Raw genomic sequence first — 15,218 nt, 5'->3', positions numbered from 1 at the left:
GTTTCCGGGTTTTCCGGCGTGGTCGCCGGCGTGATCTCCGGCCTGCTCCCGGGCGTGGCCGCCGGGTTTTCCGCTCGCCGATCGGGTGAGGGAATGGTTACGCGTTGCGAGATGTTCAGAGTTCAACTACATTGGAACCGCAACGTCCACTAGGAGGCCCCCCATGCCCGCCGTGACCGTAGAGAACCCGCTGAGCCTGCCGCGCGTCACCGCACCCGCCGAAGCCCGGCCCCGCCCGGCGCTGGCCGTCAGCACCGCCCCCAGCGGCTTCGAGGGGGAGGGCTTCCCGGTCCGCCGCGCCTTCGCCGGCATCGACTACCGGCACCTCGACCCGTTCATCATGATGGACCAGATGGGTGAGGTGGATTACGCCGCAGGCGAGCCGAAGGGCACCCCCTGGCACCCGCACCGCGGCTTCGAGACCGTCACGTACATCATGGACGGCACCTTCATCCACCAGGACTCGCACGGTGGCGGCGGCACCATCACCAACGGCGACACCCAGTGGATGACCGCCGGGTCCGGGCTGCTGCACATCGAGACGCCGCCGGAGTCGCTGGTGCTCAGCGGCGGCCTCTTCCACGGCCTCCAGCTGTGGGTGAATCTCCCCAAGGCCGACAAGATGATGCCGCCGAAGTACCAGGACATCAGGGCCGGCGGCCTGAAGCTGCTCACCTCCGAGGACGGCGGCGCCCTCATCCGGCTGATCGCCGGCGACCTCGGCGGCCACGTCGGCCCCGGTTCCACGCACACGCCGATCACCATGACCCACGTGTCCCTCAACGCCGGAGCCTCGGTCACGCTCCCCTGGCGGGCCGACTTCAACGCCCTCGCCTACGGCCTGGCCGGCACCGGCTTCGCGGGCCCCCAGTCCCGCCCCTTCGCCATGGGCCAGGCCGTCGTCTTCGGCGCCGGCGACACCCTGACGGTGCGGGCCGCCGAGACGCAGGACTCCCGGTCGGCGAACTTCGAGTTCGTCCTGCTGGGCGGCCTCCCGATCCGCGAGCCGATGATGCAGTACGGCCCGTTCGTGATGAACACCCACGCGGAGCTGGCCCAGGCCTTCGACGATTTCCAGGCCGGCCGCCTGGGCACGGTCCCGGCGGATTCGCCCTACGGCCACTGAGGTCTGCCTCGGGCGCGCCGCCTCCCGCGCGCCGAGGCCCTCCCCCGGGCGCGGCCCTTCCGCGGTACGGCCCCGGGAGCTCTTCCCGGGGCGCGGGCCCGCGGCCGTCCGGCCGGGCAGAGCCCCTCGGTGACCTGAGTACGGCTACTCATGTCATACGAAGAGCAAAGCAAACTAGGGTGGCCCTGACGTTCCATCCGGGGTGATGGAGGATCAGGGAGGGGGTGGGTGCCATGTCGTTCGAAGCGGAATGGGCCCAGATCAAGCAGGAGGTGTCCGGCGGACCGGTGTTGACGCTGGCGCACGCCGACGCGGCCGGCGGCGGTGGCACACCGGACGCCACCGGCGGGGACGCGCGGCTGGCGTCGGACATGGCCGCGTGGAAGGCGGCGGCGCAGGGCGTGGGGACGCTGGCCGACAACCTGTCGAAGGCCGGCCTCAAGCTCTACGAGGCGCAGCAGGGCATGGACACCAGCGTCCAGTTCTCCGACTGCACCTTTCAGACGTTAACGGCCCAGGCCGAGCTCCACCCCACGTGGAGCGGCTATGTCTCAAGCCTGCTGACCAGGTGCGACGCGTTGAAGGGCCAGCTGACGGCCGCGGGGGCGGCCCTGTGCGTCAGCGACACGGCCACCAAGGCCGATTTCGACAAGCTGGACGACGGCTACAAGGACACACCCGCCGTCGGCGGTCAGTAGAAGGCGGGCCGGCCGGTGGACGTACCAGCTCTCAAAGCGCTCAAGACCTCCCAGTTCGAAGGCCTGGCGGCCGGCTACCGCACGTTGAGCGACGCGGCCAGCCAGGGCAAGGACGACATCGAGAACAGCATCAGCGCGAAGATGCGCGGCAAGCTGGCGGGCGTCGGCGCGGACGCGGCGCACACCCAGCTCAGCGAGGTGGCACAGAACTTCCACTACATACAAGTGGAATGCGGCCTGATCAGTACGGCGTTGCGCGCGTTCGCCTCCGATATCGGCCCGGCCAAGAAGAAGTTCGACGCCGCCGTCGCGGACGCGGCGGCCCACAGGTTCACGGTGGGCGACGACGGTTCTGTCGGCTTCCCCGCCGGTGGCGAGGAGGACGGCAAGACGGTGGCGGGCGGTACGGCGACGAGCGCCGCGGACCCGACGGCCCGCGCTATCGCCCACCAGGCCGCAGGCGTCGACCCCAACCCGCACCACGCCGTCGCGCAGGACATCGCCGACCGGATCTTCGACGCGCTGAACGAGGCCACGGCCGTGGACGACAAGTGGGGCCCGCAGCTGCGCAAGCTCCGGGCCGACGACGACCTCACGGTCTCCGCCGCGGACTGGGCCGACGCCCAGCAGGACATGGCAGGCGTCGACAAGGACGCGGCGTCCTACCTCGGCCACCTCAAGGCGCCGCCCGCGCACGGCCAGGCCGCCGACAACGCGGCCTGGTGGAAGAGCCTGTCCCCGCAGGACCAGGCCGACTATCTCGCGGCCTACCCCGGCAGGATCGGCGCCCTCGACGGCCTGCCCGCCGACGTCCGCGACGAGGCCAACCGCACGGTCCTCGCCGAGACCCGCGGCAATTACCAGCACCAGCTGGACGCGATTCCGCCGCCGCCGAAGGAGTGGGCCGACATCGCGGATCCCTCCGGCAGGGGCGTGCACACCCCCGAGTGGACGGTGTGGAACGCGGAGTACGGCGACCAGTACAGCAAGCTGGACGGTGTGCGGGGCCGGTTGAAGGGGATGGACGCCATCCAGGCCCGTTTCGACGCCACCGGCACCGACGGCCTGCCCGAGGCGTATCTTCTCGGTTTCGACCCGGACGGAAAGGGCGACGGCAAGGCCATCGTGGCCAACGGGAATCCGGACACCGCCGATCACACGGCCATATACGTCCCGGGCACGGGGTCGAAGCTCGACAAGATCGGCGGCGACCTCAACCGGGGGGTGAACCTGTGGCAGGCGAGCCATCAGCTGGACCCCAACGCCAAGATCTCCACCATCACCTGGCTCGACTACAACGCCCCCGACACGATTCCGCAGGCCACCCAGGACTCGTACGCGCACGACGGCGCGCCCGCGCTGCGCGGCTTCATCGACGGCAATGCCGCGGCCCACGAAGCGGCCACCGGAGGCCGGGCGCACACCACGCTCATCGGCCACAGCTACGGCAGCACGCTCATCGGCGACACCGCCAAGTACACCTACCCCGACGACGGTTGGGCGGGCGACCCCATGCCCGTCGATGACGTGGTCGTGGCCGGCAGCCCCGGCATGCAGGCCGCGCACCCCGGCGACCTCGGCCTCGACCCCACGCACATGTGGGCGGAGGGAGCGGGCGGCAACGACCACATCGTCCGCGACGGCGGGCGCGCGATGGGGCTCGGCGGCGACGGGAACATCCCGACCGACAGGGCGTTCGGCGGCAACGTCATGCAGTCGGACGCCGGCGACCACAGCGCGTACTGGAACATGCACAACGGCAAGCCGTCGGTCAGCCTGCAGAACCAGGCCGACGTCATCGTGGGCCGCTACGGTGACGCCAAGCTCGTCTACGCGTCGCCGTACGGAAATCCGAGGTAGACGGACATCCGAGGCAATGGGGAAAGGAGCGACGTGTCCGACGACTTCGGGTACGAGCCGCGGGTCCGTCCCGCCGGCGAAGTGAAGGCGGAGGTCGCCGCACTGTCCAGCGCCGTACTCGACATGGTGCGCATCAAGGGCAGGGTCACGGCGGGCGGTCCCATGGAACTGCCGTGGGACGAGGGGGCCGACCCCGACAGATTCCACACCATCACGCACCTGTGGTCCCTGTACGGAGTGGACAACGACGTGCTGGGGCGCGGAATGGCCGCACTCGCCGACCGGCTGCCCGAACGGGGCTGGACGGTGGCGAAGAACGGCCCGGACTCCAGCAGGAACAGCAATCAGGAGATCCTTGCCGTCCACATGGCGACGCGCGCCCAGCTCGAAGCCACCTGGATGAAGGGCCTCGACGGGCACGAGCCGCTGATCACCTTCAACGTCCACTCCCGCTTGTTCATCCCCGCAGAGGAGCCAGGCCTGTGACGCCGACCGCCATCGTGAACGGAGCACGCCGCGGCTGGCGGGTCGTGGCGTGCGCGAGCGTCCTCGTACTCGCCGCGGGATGCGGCGGCGGCGGTGGCACCCCGGCGCGCGACGCCGGGGACGTCAGGAGCGAGGTCGCCGCGCAGTCCGGGGCGGTCGCGGACATGACGCACGTCACGGGGAAGACGACCGAGGGCGGCCCCCCGGACGGCAGTCCCACCGACACGTCGTGCGACGACGGCAAGGACGACAGCCCCAACCGCGAGATGCTGCAGATGTGGTCGCTGTACGGGGTGGACAACGCCACCCTGGGCAAGGCGATGACCAATCTTGCCGCGAACCTCCCCAAGCAGGGCTGGAAGGTGGTCAAGAACGGCCCGGACTCCAGCATGAACAAGAACCAGGAGATCCTCGCCGTCCACACCGCGACGAAAGCGCAGCTCGACGCCACCTGGCGGAAGGGCCTGGACAATCACGAGCCGCTGATCACCTTCAACGTGTACTCCCAGTGCTTCCGCGCCTCGTGACGTCGTAAGGACCGCAGGGCGGTCCTCGGCCGTCTCCGCCGGCCCTGCCGTCAGGAGTTGGGCAGGCGGCGGAAGCGGTCGTCGTCCTCGTAGCCGACCGCCGGGATGCCCAGCAGGTCGTCCACGCCGGGGAAGCCCTCGTCCACCTGGAACGGCGCTCCGTGCACCGACGCCTCCTGCGACGGGCCCGCGTACATGCCGGTGTGCGCGCTGCCCAGCTCCATGAGGTAGCCGCCCGCCGCAGACGGACGGCGCCGGTCGTTGGCGACGGCCTGGGTGGCGTAGGTGTTCATGGCGGCGATGCGCTCGAAGAGGGCGGTCGCCGACATCGTGGGACGGCGGGCCGGGCGGCCGTCCAGGCCCTTGACCCGGATGCGGTGGGTCCGGGCGGCCTCCAGCACGGGTTCCAGCCCGGTCGCGCCGAGGTTCATGTTGCTGTCGTAGCGGGTGACGAACGCCCGCAGTTCGGGGCTCATCGCCCCGCCTGCGAGGTACGTGTCGACGTGCGACTGGTAACCGTCGTCCCGGATGCTCTCCAGGTAGAGGGTGCGCACACCGGCGGCCTGGATCTGCTCCATGTGCGTGCCCAGGAACTGCCAGATCCGCGCCCCGGAGTGGGCGCCGCCGATGGCCACGCCCTCGAACTGGTCCAGCAGCGCGCGCAGATCGCCCATCGCGTCCTCCGCGCCTGCGCCCTCCAGGGTGTCGTCCACGGCCTGGTGGCGCCGCTGCCGGTCCTCGGGTTGTTCCGCGTACGCGTCGCGTGTGGCTCGCGCGTCGAGGCCGAGCTGTGTGTCGCGGGCGTCCTGGCGGTTCCAGTGGCCGCGCGTCCGCGGGTCGGCGCGGCCGATGCCCTCCACCACCGCGCCGCGCCCGGCCTCCCACGGAACGCCCGGCGCCAGCCTGCCGACGCCGCCCAGGCTGTAGTGGAGCGCCGAATCGGTCTCCTGGAGCGTCTGCGGGTCCGCGTCGATCTCCACACGCTGCTTCTGGCTGGCGTCCCGGGTGGCCTGCGGCAGAGTCTGCCATTCGTCCGCCGTCAGCGCGTTCGGTGTGCGGTCGCCCGCCCGGGACTTGCGGGGACCCCGCACCCGCACCGCGGGACCCGGCGGGTGCTGGTGCAGTTCGTCCGGCTGCATGCGCTGGACCGCGGGGGCGGCGGGCGGGTGCCCGCGGTCCGCGGTGTGCGCGTGCCGCTGCTCCTCGATGATGCGGGACACCGCCGCGTTCCCGGCGAGGCGCTGGAGCCGCAGCATCGACTCGGCGTCCGCCCCGCCGCCGGACCGGGGCGCCCGCACGGCCTTCGCGGCCCCCGGGCGCTGCGGTCCCCTCGACTGCTCGCCACCGGTTTGCTGCGCACGCATGCGTACGTCCCCTCTGAGCATGAACTGGAACGTCCACTGTCACCGCCGCGCCCTGCCCGCCGGTACGTCCGGACGGGCACGCCCGGGTGCAGGCGCCTTGCCCCCGCCGTGCCCTTGCCCGGGCGGACGTGGACGGCGGAGCCTCCTGCCGTCGGCGGATCAGAGCAGGTGGTCGGCCTTGCCGGCCTTGATGTCGGTGATGAGGGTGCGGAGGGCTTCGCGGGAGTCGGTGAGGTGGTGCTCTTCCTGGCCGTTGACGGCTATGTAGGCGTTGCCGTCCGCGTCGGTGCCGATGCGGAAGCATGAGCTGCCTTCTGCGCAGAAGGGGGTTTCCCACGTGATGTCGGACATCGGGGTCTGGTCTCCTCAAAGGTGGCGCGCGATCTCGCGGATGAGGTCGCGGGACCGCGCCGGTCAGGTGAAGACGGGGCCGCCTCCATGGCGGTGACCCGCTGATCTCCTTGGACGTCTGATCCCGGTGCTCCCGTGCCTCGTGCCGTTGCCGGGTCAGAGCAGGTGGTCGGCCTTGCCGGCCTTGATGTCGGTGATGAGGGTGCGGAGGGCTTCGCGGGAGTCGGTGAGGTGGTGCTCTTCGTGGCCGTTGACGGCTATGTAGGCGTTGCCGTCCGCGTCGGTGCCGATGCGGAAGCATGAGCTGCCTTCCCCGCAGAAAGGGGCTTCCCAGGTGATGTCGGACATCAGGTGTGGTCTCCTCGGCATTCGCGTGTGATCCCGCGGATTTGACGACGCGGGACCGCGTCGGTCGCGTGAGGACGTAGGTCGCCGCCCTGTCGAGTGTCGTACGCGGCAGGGTGCGCATCAAGGCCGGAGTTACCGAAGCCCGGACCCTGGACGGTCGTGAAGAACGGCCCGGACTCCAGCGTCAGCGGGATCCGGGAGACTGCCGGGCTCGGCTCCGAGCCACGCGGAAGAGGCACCTCGGCGGCGGTGGCCCGCTGATCACCTTCGGCCTCTGCTTCCGGCGCCTGTGCACCTTCCGACGCCGGTGGGTCAGAGCAGGTGGTCGGCCTTGCCGGCCTTGATGTCGGTGATGAGGGTGCGGAGGGCTTCGCGGGAGTCGGTGAGGTGGTGCTCTTCGTGGCCGTTGACGGCTATGTAGGCGTTGCCGTCCGCGTCGGTGCCGATGCGGAAGCAGTTGCTCGCGTCCTGGCAGAAAGGGGCTTCCCAAGTGATGTCGGGCACGGTGAACTCTCCTAGAGCTGGGATGCGATGGCGTGCATGAGATCGAGGCTCTCTTCCGGCGCAAGCGCGATGCGCTGCATCGCGTCGAGTTGCAGCCGGTACTTGCACAAGTGCGCCTCGGCGTGCAGGAACTCGCCGACTGTGGCGCGGTCCAGCAGCGCGGTGTCCAGGCGGGGTACTCGGCCGCGGGCGTACAGGATCGACTGGCCTGAGCCGGGGAACGCGCCTGCGGAGAAGGGGATGGCCTGGATGGTGACGTTGTCGCGGTCTGCGGCCTCCATGAGGTGGCCCAGCTGGTCCCGCAGTACGGCCCTTCCGCCCACCTCGGTCCGCAGCGCTCCTTCGTGGACGACCAGTACGTACGGCGGGGCGTCCGGCCGGTCGACTGTCCGGTGCCGCTGCACCCGGTGCGCGACCCTGGCTTCGAACTCGGTTGCCGGCAGCGGCGGGATAGCCGCCCGGAAGAGGGCGCGTGCGTACTCCTCGGTCTGGAACTGGCCGGGCATGTGCGTGATGGTGCTGACCCGCAGGCCCTGGGCGCGCCACTCCAGCTCGGCGATGTCGAGGAAGGTCGAGGGGAGGACGGCCCGGTATTCCTCCCACCAGCCGTGCACGCGGTCGCCGCACATGGCGACCAGCGCGTCGATCAGCGCCTGGTCGGTGCACTCGTAGGCGAAGGCGATCCGCCGCACCCGCTCCGGGCTGACGCCGTGGCGTCCCGCTTCCGTGCTGGTGATGACGGTCCGCTTGGTGTCGAGCAGGGCGGCTGCCTGCTCGGTGGACAGCCCCGCGTCCTCGCGCAGTTTGCGCAGCTCCGCGCCTAGGCGCTGCTGGCGTGCGGTCGGGTTGCTTCTCGGCGGCATGGGCTTCCTCTCCTCCGGGCTCAGTCTGCCGTGCGGTCAGAAGTCCGGTCCAACAGGGCACAGGCGAACAGGTAGCACACGTACTCCCAACGCTCTACGGTAGTACCGCGTAGCTACGTAGTGCGACGCCGGAAGCGCACCGCGTGAGTGTGCCCGTCCGCCCTGGGGCGGGTGTGCTCGCGACCAGGGCGGCATGCCACCGGTGACCTTGGACCCTCACCACCGCAACGGAGTTCGCCATGCCCGAAATCCCTGTCGTGCCGACCGTCTGGCGCTTCCCCGCGCACCCTTCCTCCGTAGGGCGGGCGCGGCATGCCGTCGCGGAAGCCCTGCCGTACGGGCTGCCGCCCCAACTCGGCATCGAACTGGGCCTGATCACCAGCGAGCTGGTCACCAACGCCGTACGGCACGGCACATGCGCCGACGACCAGGTCGAACTCGTCCTGTGGCCCGCTGACGGCCACTACTGGCTGGCCGTCTCCGACCCGGGTACGGGCAAGCCCGCCGTGGACCACCGGCCCCCGCCCGACGCCGAGTCGGGCCGCGGCCTGCTGCTGGTCGACGGGCTCGCCGCCGTCTGGGCGGTCGTCCCCCGCCCCTTCCGCGGCAAGTCCGTCATCGCCGGCCTGGCCCTCGGCGAGTCCGGATGACCCCGCAGGTCGTCCCCCGTGCATGTAAACTTGCATGCATGGTGGCTCTTCAGATCCGGGACGTCCCGGAAGACATGCGTGACAAGCTCGCAGTCATCGCGCGTAACCGCGGGCAGTCGCTCCAGGCGTACCTCTTCGACGTGATCAAGGACGAGGTCCGGCGTAGCGAGAACCTCGCCGTGCTCGAACGGTTCAGTGGTACGTCCTACGGCACGTCGCTCACGAAACGTGACGTACTGGGCACGCTGGCGGACGGGCGGCGGGGGCGCGACCGCCGACTCGGAGCGCCGGACGGGCCGGAGGTCCAGGAGTGATCGTGGTCGACGCCTCAGTCTTCGCCTTCGCCCTGCTCGACGAGGGCGGGACCGGCAGCCGGTGCCGGGCGGCGCTGGCCGCCGATGACCGGTGGATCGCTCCGGAGCACTGGAGCGTCGAGGTCCTGTCGGTCATCCGCGGGAATCTGCTCGGCGGCAAGATCTCGGCCGAGCACGCCGCGGAAGCGGTCTCGGCTCTCGGCCAGTGGGACCCCGAGGTCCCCCTCACGCGAGTCCTGTTGCCGCGTATGTGGGAACTGCGGGCGAACCTCACGGCGTACGACGCCGCCTATGTGGCCGCAGCCGAAGTGTACGAGTGCACGCTGCTCACGACCGACGGGCGCCTCGCCCGCGCGTCCGGCATCCGCTGCGCCGTCGACGTCATGGACTGAAGTCCACCCGGCGCTACGGGTGCCGCGCACGCCGGGGGCGCCGGGTCTCCGATGGGGCCGGGTATGCGGGGGGACCTCGGCCGGTATCCGGCGATCGCATCGCGGTTGCCGGTCAGGACAGCATGACCGGATGACACCATTCTCGTGTCGCCGGTACGAGCCGGAATCCCGCGACGGTTCAAGGCGCCCCCACCCGGCGGGGCCGGGCCGGGGGTCAGGAGGCGCCGCGGGGAGCGGATTCGTAGAGTTCGAACCAGGTGGACTTGCCGTCGCCGCGGGGGTCGACGCCCCACGCGTCGGCGAGCTCTTCCATCAGGAGCAGGCCGCGGCCCGAGGAGGCCATCTCGCCGGGGGAGCGGCGGTGGGGCATGTCGTCGGAGGCGTCGTCGACGTCGACGTGCAGGCGGCGGGTGCCGGGCATGCCGGTGACCTGGGCCAGCAGGACGGCGTCGCCGTCGGTGTGGACCAGGACGTTCGTGACGACCTCCGAGACCAGCAGCACCGCGGACTCGACCTGTTCGGCGGACGCCCAGTCGTGCAGCAGGGCGCGGATGTCGTCGCGGCAGGAGCGGATCTGGCCCGGGTCGTCCTGGGAGACCGTGAGGATGGTGCGGCGCACCGGGACCGCGCAGGTCGGCCCGTCGGGGTCGCGGCGGAGCAGCACCAGCGCGATGTCGTCCTCGCGGCGGTCCGCAAGCGGCCCCGTGCTGTGGTGCGAGGCGGGGCCGTGGACGGCCCGGACCAGGGAGTCGGCGAGGACCTCCAGGTCGTTCGCGGGGCCGGCGGCCAGCGCCTGGGACAGCCGGCGCCAGCCGGTCTCCAGGTCGTGGCCGCCGGTCTCGATCAGGCCGTCGGTGCACAGCAGCAGCACTTCCCCGGACTCCAGGACCATCGTGGTGGTCGGGTAGTCCGAGTCCGGCTCGATGCCCAGCGGCAGCCCCACGGCGGTGCGCCGCACGATGGTGGTGCCGTCGCCGAGGCGTATCGCGGGCTCGGGGTGGCCGGCCCGCACCACGTCGAGGGTGCCGGTGAGCGGGTCGATCTCCACGTACAGGCAGGTCGCGAAGCGCACGTCCGCCTGGTGCTCCTCGCCGAGCCCGGCCAGGAAGCGGGAGGTGCGGGACAGCACCGCGTCGGGGCTGTGGCCCTCGGCCGCGTACGCCCGCAGCGCGATCCGCAGCTGGCCCATCAGGCCCGCCGCCCTGACGTCGTGGCCCTGGACGTCGCCGATGACGATGGCGGTGCGGCCCGAGGGCAGGTCGATCACGTCGTACCAGTCGCCGCCGACCTGGAGGCCGCCACCGGTCGGGACGTAGCGGGCGGCCACCGCCATACCGCTGACGCCGGGCTTGCGGGTGGGCAGCATCGTGCGCTGGAGGCCGTCGGTCAGCGCGCGCTCCGACTCGTGCAGGCCGGCCCTGGACAGCGCCTGGCCGAGCATCCGGGCCACGGTGGTGAGCACCGAGCGCTCGTCGGGGGTGAAGGCGACCGGCTCGCGGAAGGCCGCCAGCCAGGCGCCGGTCGTGGTCCCGGCGACCACCAGCGGCAGATACGCCCACGACACCCGCCCGTACCGCTTGACCAGCGGCCAGGCGGCGGGAAAGCGCTTCGCGTACGCCTCGGGCGTCGGCAAGTAGACCGCGCGGCCGGTGCGGGCCACCAGCGCGGCCGGATAGTCGGTGGACAGCGGCATGTCGAGCAGGGTGTTGTCGGCGATCTCCTGGCCGTGGTGGCCGATCATCGACAGCCGGTCGCCCTCCACGCTGAAGACGGCGAGCCCGTCGGGCGAGAAGCCGGGCATCGACAGGGTCGCCGCGACCCGCAGCACCTCGGTGGTGGAGTCGGCCTCGGCCAGCGCGCGGCCCGCGTCCAGCAGGAAGGCCTCCCTGGCCCGCCGCCAGTCCGTGGTGGTGGGGGCGCCCTCGCGCCGGGCGCTGTGCACCTCGTGCAGGGTGCCGCTGAGCAGCCTGCCGCGCGGCGCGACCCTGGTCCGCAGCGTGCGCAGCACCGTCCCGTCGTCGCCGACCACCCGCACCAGGGACTCCGCCACCGTGCCCTCGGACGCGGCGAGCGACACCGCGGCGCTCAGTGACACGAAGTCCGCCGCGTGCAGGCAGGCCCGCACCGCGGTCGAGCGGTGCGTGGCGGCGCCCCCCGACAGCCCCAGCAGGCGCGCCGCACAATCGTCCACCGTGACGGTGCCGGTGCCCTCGTCCCACTGCCACAGGCCCGAGCCCACGGCGGCGAGGACGTCCTCGGTGTGCATTGCCCCAGTTTACGGTTTTACTCAGGGTATGAGGCAATGTGACCGCGCGTGCGCGAGGCGGGCACCAGGGGGCGCGGGGGCGGATCCGCGTGCGCGGCGCGGGCAGGCGGAGGGATACGCGGATGAGGAGGAAGCCCGGGCGCCGGTAGGCTGTGCGGGTTCCCCACCATCGCGACGACCTGACGACTTGGACGAACCACGATGCACCGGTACCGGTCACACACCTGCGGAGAGCTGCGCGCCACCGACGTCGGCACCGACGTCCGCCTGTCCGGCTGGCTGCACAATCGCCGTGACCTGGGCGGCATCCTCTTCGTCGACCTGCGCGACCACTACGGCTTCACACAGCTCGTGGTCCGCCCCGGCTCGCCCGTCTACGACGAGCTGAGCAGCCAGTCCAAGGAGTCCGTGGTCCGCGTTGACGGCCGCGTCCTGGCCCGCTCGGCGGAGAACGTCAACCCCGAGCTGCCGACCGGCGAGGTCGAAGTCGACGTGACCTCGCTCGAAGTCCTCGGCGCCGCCGACCCGCTGCCCTTCCCGGTCTTCCCCGAGGACAGCGCCAACGAGGAGATGCGGCTCACCAACCGCTTCCTCGACCTGCGCCGCCAGCGCATGCACCGCAACATCATGCTGCGCACCCAGGTCATCTCCTTCCTGCGCCGCGAGATGACCGCGCTCGGCTTCAACGAGATGGCCACCCCGATCCTGTCGGCGACCTCCCCCGAGGGCGCCCGCGACTTCCTGGTGCCCTCCCGCGTGCACGCCGGCCGGTTCTACGCGCTGCCGCAGGCCCCGCAGCAGTTCAAGCAGCTGCTGATGATCTCCGGCTTCGACCGCTACTTCCAGATCGCGCCCTGCTTCCGCGACGAGGACTCGCGCGCCGACCGCTCGCCCGGCGAGTTCTACCAGCTCGACGTCGAGATGAGCTTCGTCGAGCAGGAGGACGTCTTCGGCGTCATCGAGAAGGTGATGACCGACCTGTTCAACGAGCTGGGCGGCGGCCGTACGGTCACCTCGCCCTTCCCGCGGATCCCCTTCCGCGAGTCGATGCTCAAGTACGGCAACGACAAGCCGGACCTGCGCACCGCGCTCGAACTGGTCGACGTCACCGCGGTCTTCGCCGGCTCGGACTTCAAGGCCTTCGCCGACAAGCACGTCCGCGCCCTGGCGGTGCACGGCACCGCGGAGCAGCCGCGCAAGTTCTTCGACCAGCTCGGCGAGTACGCGGTCTCGCTCGGCGCGAAGGGCCTGGCCTGGGTCCGGGTCGGCGAGGGCAACGCGCTCACCGGGCCGATCGCCAAGTTCCTCACCGAGGACGATGTGGCGGCCCTGCTCGACGCGGTCGGCGGCAAGCCGGGCACCGCGATCTTCTTCGGCGCCGGCGACTTCGACGAGGTCTCGAAGATCATGGGGCCGGTCCGGGTCGAGGCCGCCAAGCGCGCCGGGCAGTACGACGAGGGCGTCTTCCGCTTCTGCTGGATCGTGGACTTCCCGATGTTCGAGCGCAACGAGGACACCGGGGCGATCGAGTTCTCGCACAACCCGTTCTCGATGCCGCAGGGCGGCCTCGAAGCGCTGGAGACCAAGGACCCGCTGGACATCCTGGCGTGGCAGTACGACATCGTCTGCAACGGCATCGAGCTGTCGTCCGGCGCCATCCGGAACCACGAACCGGCCGTGATGTACAAGGCGTTCGAGATCGCCGGGTACTCCCAGGAGACCGTCGAGGCGGAATTCGGCGGGATGCTGCGTGCCTTCCACTTCGGCGCGCCGCCGCACGGCGGGATCGCCCCGGGCGTCGACCGGATGGTCATGCTGCTGGCGGACGAGCCGAACATCCGCGAGACGATCGCCTTCCCGCTCAACCAGCACGCGCAGGACCTTCTGATGGGCGCGCCGTCGGAGGTCTCCGCGACCCGGCTGCGCGAGCTGCACATCCAGCTCCGCCAGAAGTAGCCCCAGGCCCAGGCCCGCGCTCCCGGTTCCGCACCGGGGGCGCGGGCTTCCGCGTTCCCCGCGCCCCCATGGGGCACCCGCCGACGCGGCGGCACCGCGGAACCCCTGTGTGCGCCCGGGGCAACCGGACAGGTGCCCGGGGGCGTTGTAGAGGTGTGGGGAGGACATTCGGTGGGCGAAGGCGGGTTCGAGCAGTTCGTCGCGGCACGCGGCCAACGGCTGTTGCGTGTCGCGTGGCTGCTCACCGGGGACGCCCACCTCGCCGAGGACCTGCTCCAGACGGTGCTGGCCAAGGTCTGGCCCAAGTGGCACCGGATCGCCGAGGAGAATCCGGAGGCGTACGTACGCCGCGCCCTGGTGCACACGCATGCCTCGTGGTGGCGCAGGCGGTGGCGCGGCGAGGTGCCGCACGGCGATGTGCCGGACCAGGCGCTGCCGCAGGACGCGTACGCCGGGGTGGACCTGGAGCAGGCGCTGGCCGCGGCGGTGCGCGCCTTGCCCGTACGGCAGCGGGCCGTGGTGGTGCTGCGGTACTTCGAGGATCTGAGCGTGACCGAGACCGCGGAGGCGCTGAGGTGTTCGGAGGGCACGGTGAAGAGCCAGGCGGCGAAGGCCCTGCGGACGCTGCGCGGGCGGCTGCCGTCCGCGGTCACGGCGGACGGCGGTGACGGCCGTGACTGAACGGGACGGCCCCGAGCAGGAGTTGCGGATCCTGCTGGAGCGGGCGGTGCCGCAGCCGCCCGCCCCGCCGCAGCGTCTTGAGCGGGTGCGCGAGCGGGTCGGGCGGCGCCGCCGGCGGCGTACGGCCGCGGTCACCGGCAGCGCGGTGCTGGCCGTGGCGGCGGGACTGATGGCCGTACCCGGGCTGGTACGCCCGCAGGCCGGCGGCGCGGCGCCGGTGGTGGTGGCGACCGGCGGGCAGGCGGACAAGCGGCCCACCCCGTCCCCCGGTGTCGCCGATCCGCCCACCCCGACGCCCGGTACGGCCGGCCCGCAGGCGTCGGAGGGCGTGTACCGCCCGACCGGGATGGACGGGCTGCGGCTGTCGCTGCCGTCCGGCTGGCAGACCCTGCCGGACCCGGCCACCCGCAGCGTCTTCGTGTCCTCGCAGGCACTCGCGCTGCCCGAGAACGGCTGTGCGCACGCCCTGGACGACTTCTGCACCCCGCTGGCCCGGCGGCTGGGCAGGGGCGGGACGCTGGTCATGTTCCGCCTCGACGGCTCCCAGGACCAGGCGGACAAGCTCCAGCACTTCGGCGGCGAGGTCGGCGAGGTCGGCGAGGAGTTGCCCTACACGGCCTGCCGTACGGTCGGCGGCACACGGCAGTTGGGCACGTCCGTCGTCGGCGAGGCGGGGTCGAGCACCGTGGTGCGGGTGACGGCGTGCCTGGCGCAGCCCTCGTCGGCGCAACTGGCGCTGGCCGAGGACCTCTTGTCGACCGCGGACGTCGGATGAGAGTGCCGGGCGGCACCGGTCCCGCGGGGATCGGCCGGCGGGGCGCGGTCCTCGGGC

At 71.6% G+C, this 15,218-nt stretch carries 17 protein-coding genes; 11 read left to right on the top strand and 6 right to left on the bottom strand.

Going from position 1 to position 15,218, the window contains the following annotated elements; translation table 11 throughout:
* Positions 1-163: 163 nt before the first annotated feature.
* The 5 genes from OHA86_RS18255 to OHA86_RS18235 all read left to right on the top strand — a co-directional run bounded on the left by OHA86_RS18255 (position 164) and on the right by OHA86_RS18235 (position 4,697).
* The gene (locus OHA86_RS18255) at positions 164-1,126 is read left to right on the top strand and encodes a pirin family protein (protein WP_329176709.1); all 963 of its coding nucleotides are present in this window, start codon (positions 164-166) and stop codon (positions 1,124-1,126) included.
* Positions 1,127-1,359: 233 nt separating this feature from the next.
* Complete coding sequence (locus OHA86_RS18250; RefSeq protein WP_329176707.1) at positions 1,360-1,824, top strand: hypothetical protein; 465 nt, start codon at positions 1,360-1,362, stop codon at positions 1,822-1,824.
* A gap of 15 nt (positions 1,825-1,839) precedes the next feature.
* Complete coding sequence (locus OHA86_RS18245) at positions 1,840-3,684, top strand: alpha/beta hydrolase (protein WP_329176705.1); 1,845 nt, start codon at positions 1,840-1,842, stop codon at positions 3,682-3,684.
* 33 nt (positions 3,685-3,717) lie between these two features.
* Positions 3,718-4,170, top strand: a complete 453-nt coding sequence (locus OHA86_RS18240) for a hypothetical protein (protein ID WP_329176704.1) — start codon at positions 3,718-3,720, stop codon at positions 4,168-4,170.
* Entirely contained in the window at positions 4,167-4,697 is a 531-nt protein-coding gene (locus OHA86_RS18235; protein ID WP_329176702.1) for a hypothetical protein, read from the top strand. The genes OHA86_RS18240 and OHA86_RS18235 overlap by 4 nt, the downstream gene beginning before the upstream one ends.
* 50 nt (positions 4,698-4,747) lie before the next feature.
* Here OHA86_RS18235 and OHA86_RS18230 read toward each other — a convergent pair whose 3' ends face one another.
* The 5 genes from OHA86_RS18230 to OHA86_RS18210 form a co-directional block, all read right to left on the bottom strand.
* Positions 4,748-6,061 (bottom strand): hypothetical protein, encoded by a 1,314-nt coding sequence (locus tag OHA86_RS18230; RefSeq protein ID WP_329176701.1) that lies wholly within the window; start codon positions 6,059-6,061, stop codon positions 4,748-4,750.
* 159 nt (positions 6,062-6,220) lie between these two features.
* Positions 6,221-6,412 (bottom strand): hypothetical protein, encoded by a 192-nt coding sequence (locus OHA86_RS18225; RefSeq protein ID WP_329176700.1) that lies wholly within the window; start codon positions 6,410-6,412, stop codon positions 6,221-6,223.
* A gap of 156 nt (positions 6,413-6,568) precedes the next feature.
* Positions 6,569-6,760, bottom strand: coding sequence for a hypothetical protein (locus OHA86_RS18220; RefSeq protein WP_329176699.1), 192 nt, complete (start codon positions 6,758-6,760; stop codon positions 6,569-6,571).
* A gap of 312 nt (positions 6,761-7,072) precedes the next feature.
* Positions 7,073-7,264, bottom strand: a complete 192-nt coding sequence (locus OHA86_RS18215) for a hypothetical protein (RefSeq protein WP_329176697.1) — start codon at positions 7,262-7,264, stop codon at positions 7,073-7,075.
* A gap of 11 nt (positions 7,265-7,275) precedes the next feature.
* Positions 7,276-8,127 (bottom strand): helix-turn-helix domain-containing protein, encoded by an 852-nt coding sequence (locus OHA86_RS18210; protein WP_329176695.1) that lies wholly within the window; start codon positions 8,125-8,127, stop codon positions 7,276-7,278.
* Positions 8,128-8,366: 239 nt separating this feature from the next.
* Between OHA86_RS18210 and OHA86_RS18205 the strand changes: the two genes are divergently transcribed.
* From OHA86_RS18205 to OHA86_RS18195, 3 genes are read left to right on the top strand one after another with little or no spacing between them, the layout of a single operon-like run.
* The gene (locus tag OHA86_RS18205) at positions 8,367-8,777 is read left to right on the top strand and encodes an ATP-binding protein (protein WP_329176693.1); all 411 of its coding nucleotides are present in this window, start codon (positions 8,367-8,369) and stop codon (positions 8,775-8,777) included.
* 38 nt (positions 8,778-8,815) lie between these two features.
* The gene (locus tag OHA86_RS18200; RefSeq protein WP_329176691.1) at positions 8,816-9,091 is read left to right on the top strand and encodes a hypothetical protein; all 276 of its coding nucleotides are present in this window, start codon (positions 8,816-8,818) and stop codon (positions 9,089-9,091) included.
* A 2-nt stretch (positions 9,092-9,093) separates the two neighbouring features.
* On the top strand, positions 9,094-9,483 hold the full coding sequence (locus OHA86_RS18195; protein ID WP_329176689.1) for a type II toxin-antitoxin system VapC family toxin: 390 nt from the start codon (positions 9,094-9,096) through the stop codon (positions 9,481-9,483).
* Positions 9,484-9,697: 214 nt separating this feature from the next.
* Here the strand turns inward: OHA86_RS18195 and OHA86_RS18190 are convergent, their stop codons facing one another.
* Positions 9,698-11,749, bottom strand: coding sequence for an ATP-binding SpoIIE family protein phosphatase (locus OHA86_RS18190; protein WP_329176688.1), 2,052 nt, complete (start codon positions 11,747-11,749; stop codon positions 9,698-9,700).
* A 201-nt stretch (positions 11,750-11,950) separates the two neighbouring features.
* Between OHA86_RS18190 and aspS the strand changes: the two genes are divergently transcribed.
* The 3 genes from aspS (at position 11,951) to OHA86_RS18175 (ending at position 15,161) form a co-directional block, all read left to right on the top strand.
* Entirely contained in the window at positions 11,951-13,705 is a 1,755-nt protein-coding gene (gene aspS / locus OHA86_RS18185; RefSeq protein ID WP_329176686.1) for an aspartate--tRNA ligase, read from the top strand.
* A 171-nt stretch (positions 13,706-13,876) separates the two neighbouring features.
* Entirely contained in the window at positions 13,877-14,386 is a 510-nt protein-coding gene (locus tag OHA86_RS18180) for a SigE family RNA polymerase sigma factor (protein ID WP_329176683.1), read from the top strand.
* On the top strand, positions 14,379-15,161 hold the full coding sequence (locus OHA86_RS18175) for a hypothetical protein (RefSeq protein WP_329176681.1): 783 nt from the start codon (positions 14,379-14,381) through the stop codon (positions 15,159-15,161). Before OHA86_RS18180 ends, OHA86_RS18175 begins: the two co-directional genes overlap by 8 nt.
* Positions 15,162-15,218 lie beyond the last annotated feature (57 nt).

It is taken from the genome of Streptomyces sp. NBC_01477 (assembly GCF_036227245.1).
Lineage (GTDB): Bacteria > Actinomycetota > Actinomycetes > Streptomycetales > Streptomycetaceae > Actinacidiphila.
The sequence above is the reverse complement of the archived record's forward strand: the minus strand, read 5'-3'. Positions and strand labels throughout refer to the sequence as shown.

Excerpts from the sequence above, each read along its gene's own strand:
- OHA86_RS18255 (WP_329176709.1), top strand. The coding sequence starts at position 164 with ATGCCCGCCGTGACCGTAGAGAACCCGCTGAGCCTGCCGCGCGTCACC.
- OHA86_RS18250 (WP_329176707.1), top strand. The coding sequence starts at position 1,360 with ATGTCGTTCGAAGCGGAATGGGCCCAGATCAAGCAGGAGGTGTCCGGC.
- OHA86_RS18230 (WP_329176701.1), bottom strand. The coding sequence starts at position 6,061 with ATGCGTGCGCAGCAAACCGGTGGCGAGCAGTCGAGGGGACCGCAGCGC.
- OHA86_RS18225 (WP_329176700.1), bottom strand. The coding sequence starts at position 6,412 with ATGTCCGACATCACGTGGGAAACCCCCTTCTGCGCAGAAGGCAGCTCA.
- OHA86_RS18220 (WP_329176699.1), bottom strand. The coding sequence starts at position 6,760 with ATGTCCGACATCACCTGGGAAGCCCCTTTCTGCGGGGAAGGCAGCTCA.
- OHA86_RS18210 (WP_329176695.1), bottom strand. The coding sequence starts at position 8,127 with ATGCCGCCGAGAAGCAACCCGACCGCACGCCAGCAGCGCCTAGGCGCG.
- OHA86_RS18205 (WP_329176693.1), top strand. The coding sequence starts at position 8,367 with ATGCCCGAAATCCCTGTCGTGCCGACCGTCTGGCGCTTCCCCGCGCAC.
- OHA86_RS18200 (WP_329176691.1), top strand. The coding sequence starts at position 8,816 with ATGGTGGCTCTTCAGATCCGGGACGTCCCGGAAGACATGCGTGACAAG.
- OHA86_RS18190 (WP_329176688.1), bottom strand. The coding sequence starts at position 11,749 with ATGCACACCGAGGACGTCCTCGCCGCCGTGGGCTCGGGCCTGTGGCAG.
- aspS (WP_329176686.1), top strand. The coding sequence starts at position 11,951 with ATGCACCGGTACCGGTCACACACCTGCGGAGAGCTGCGCGCCACCGAC.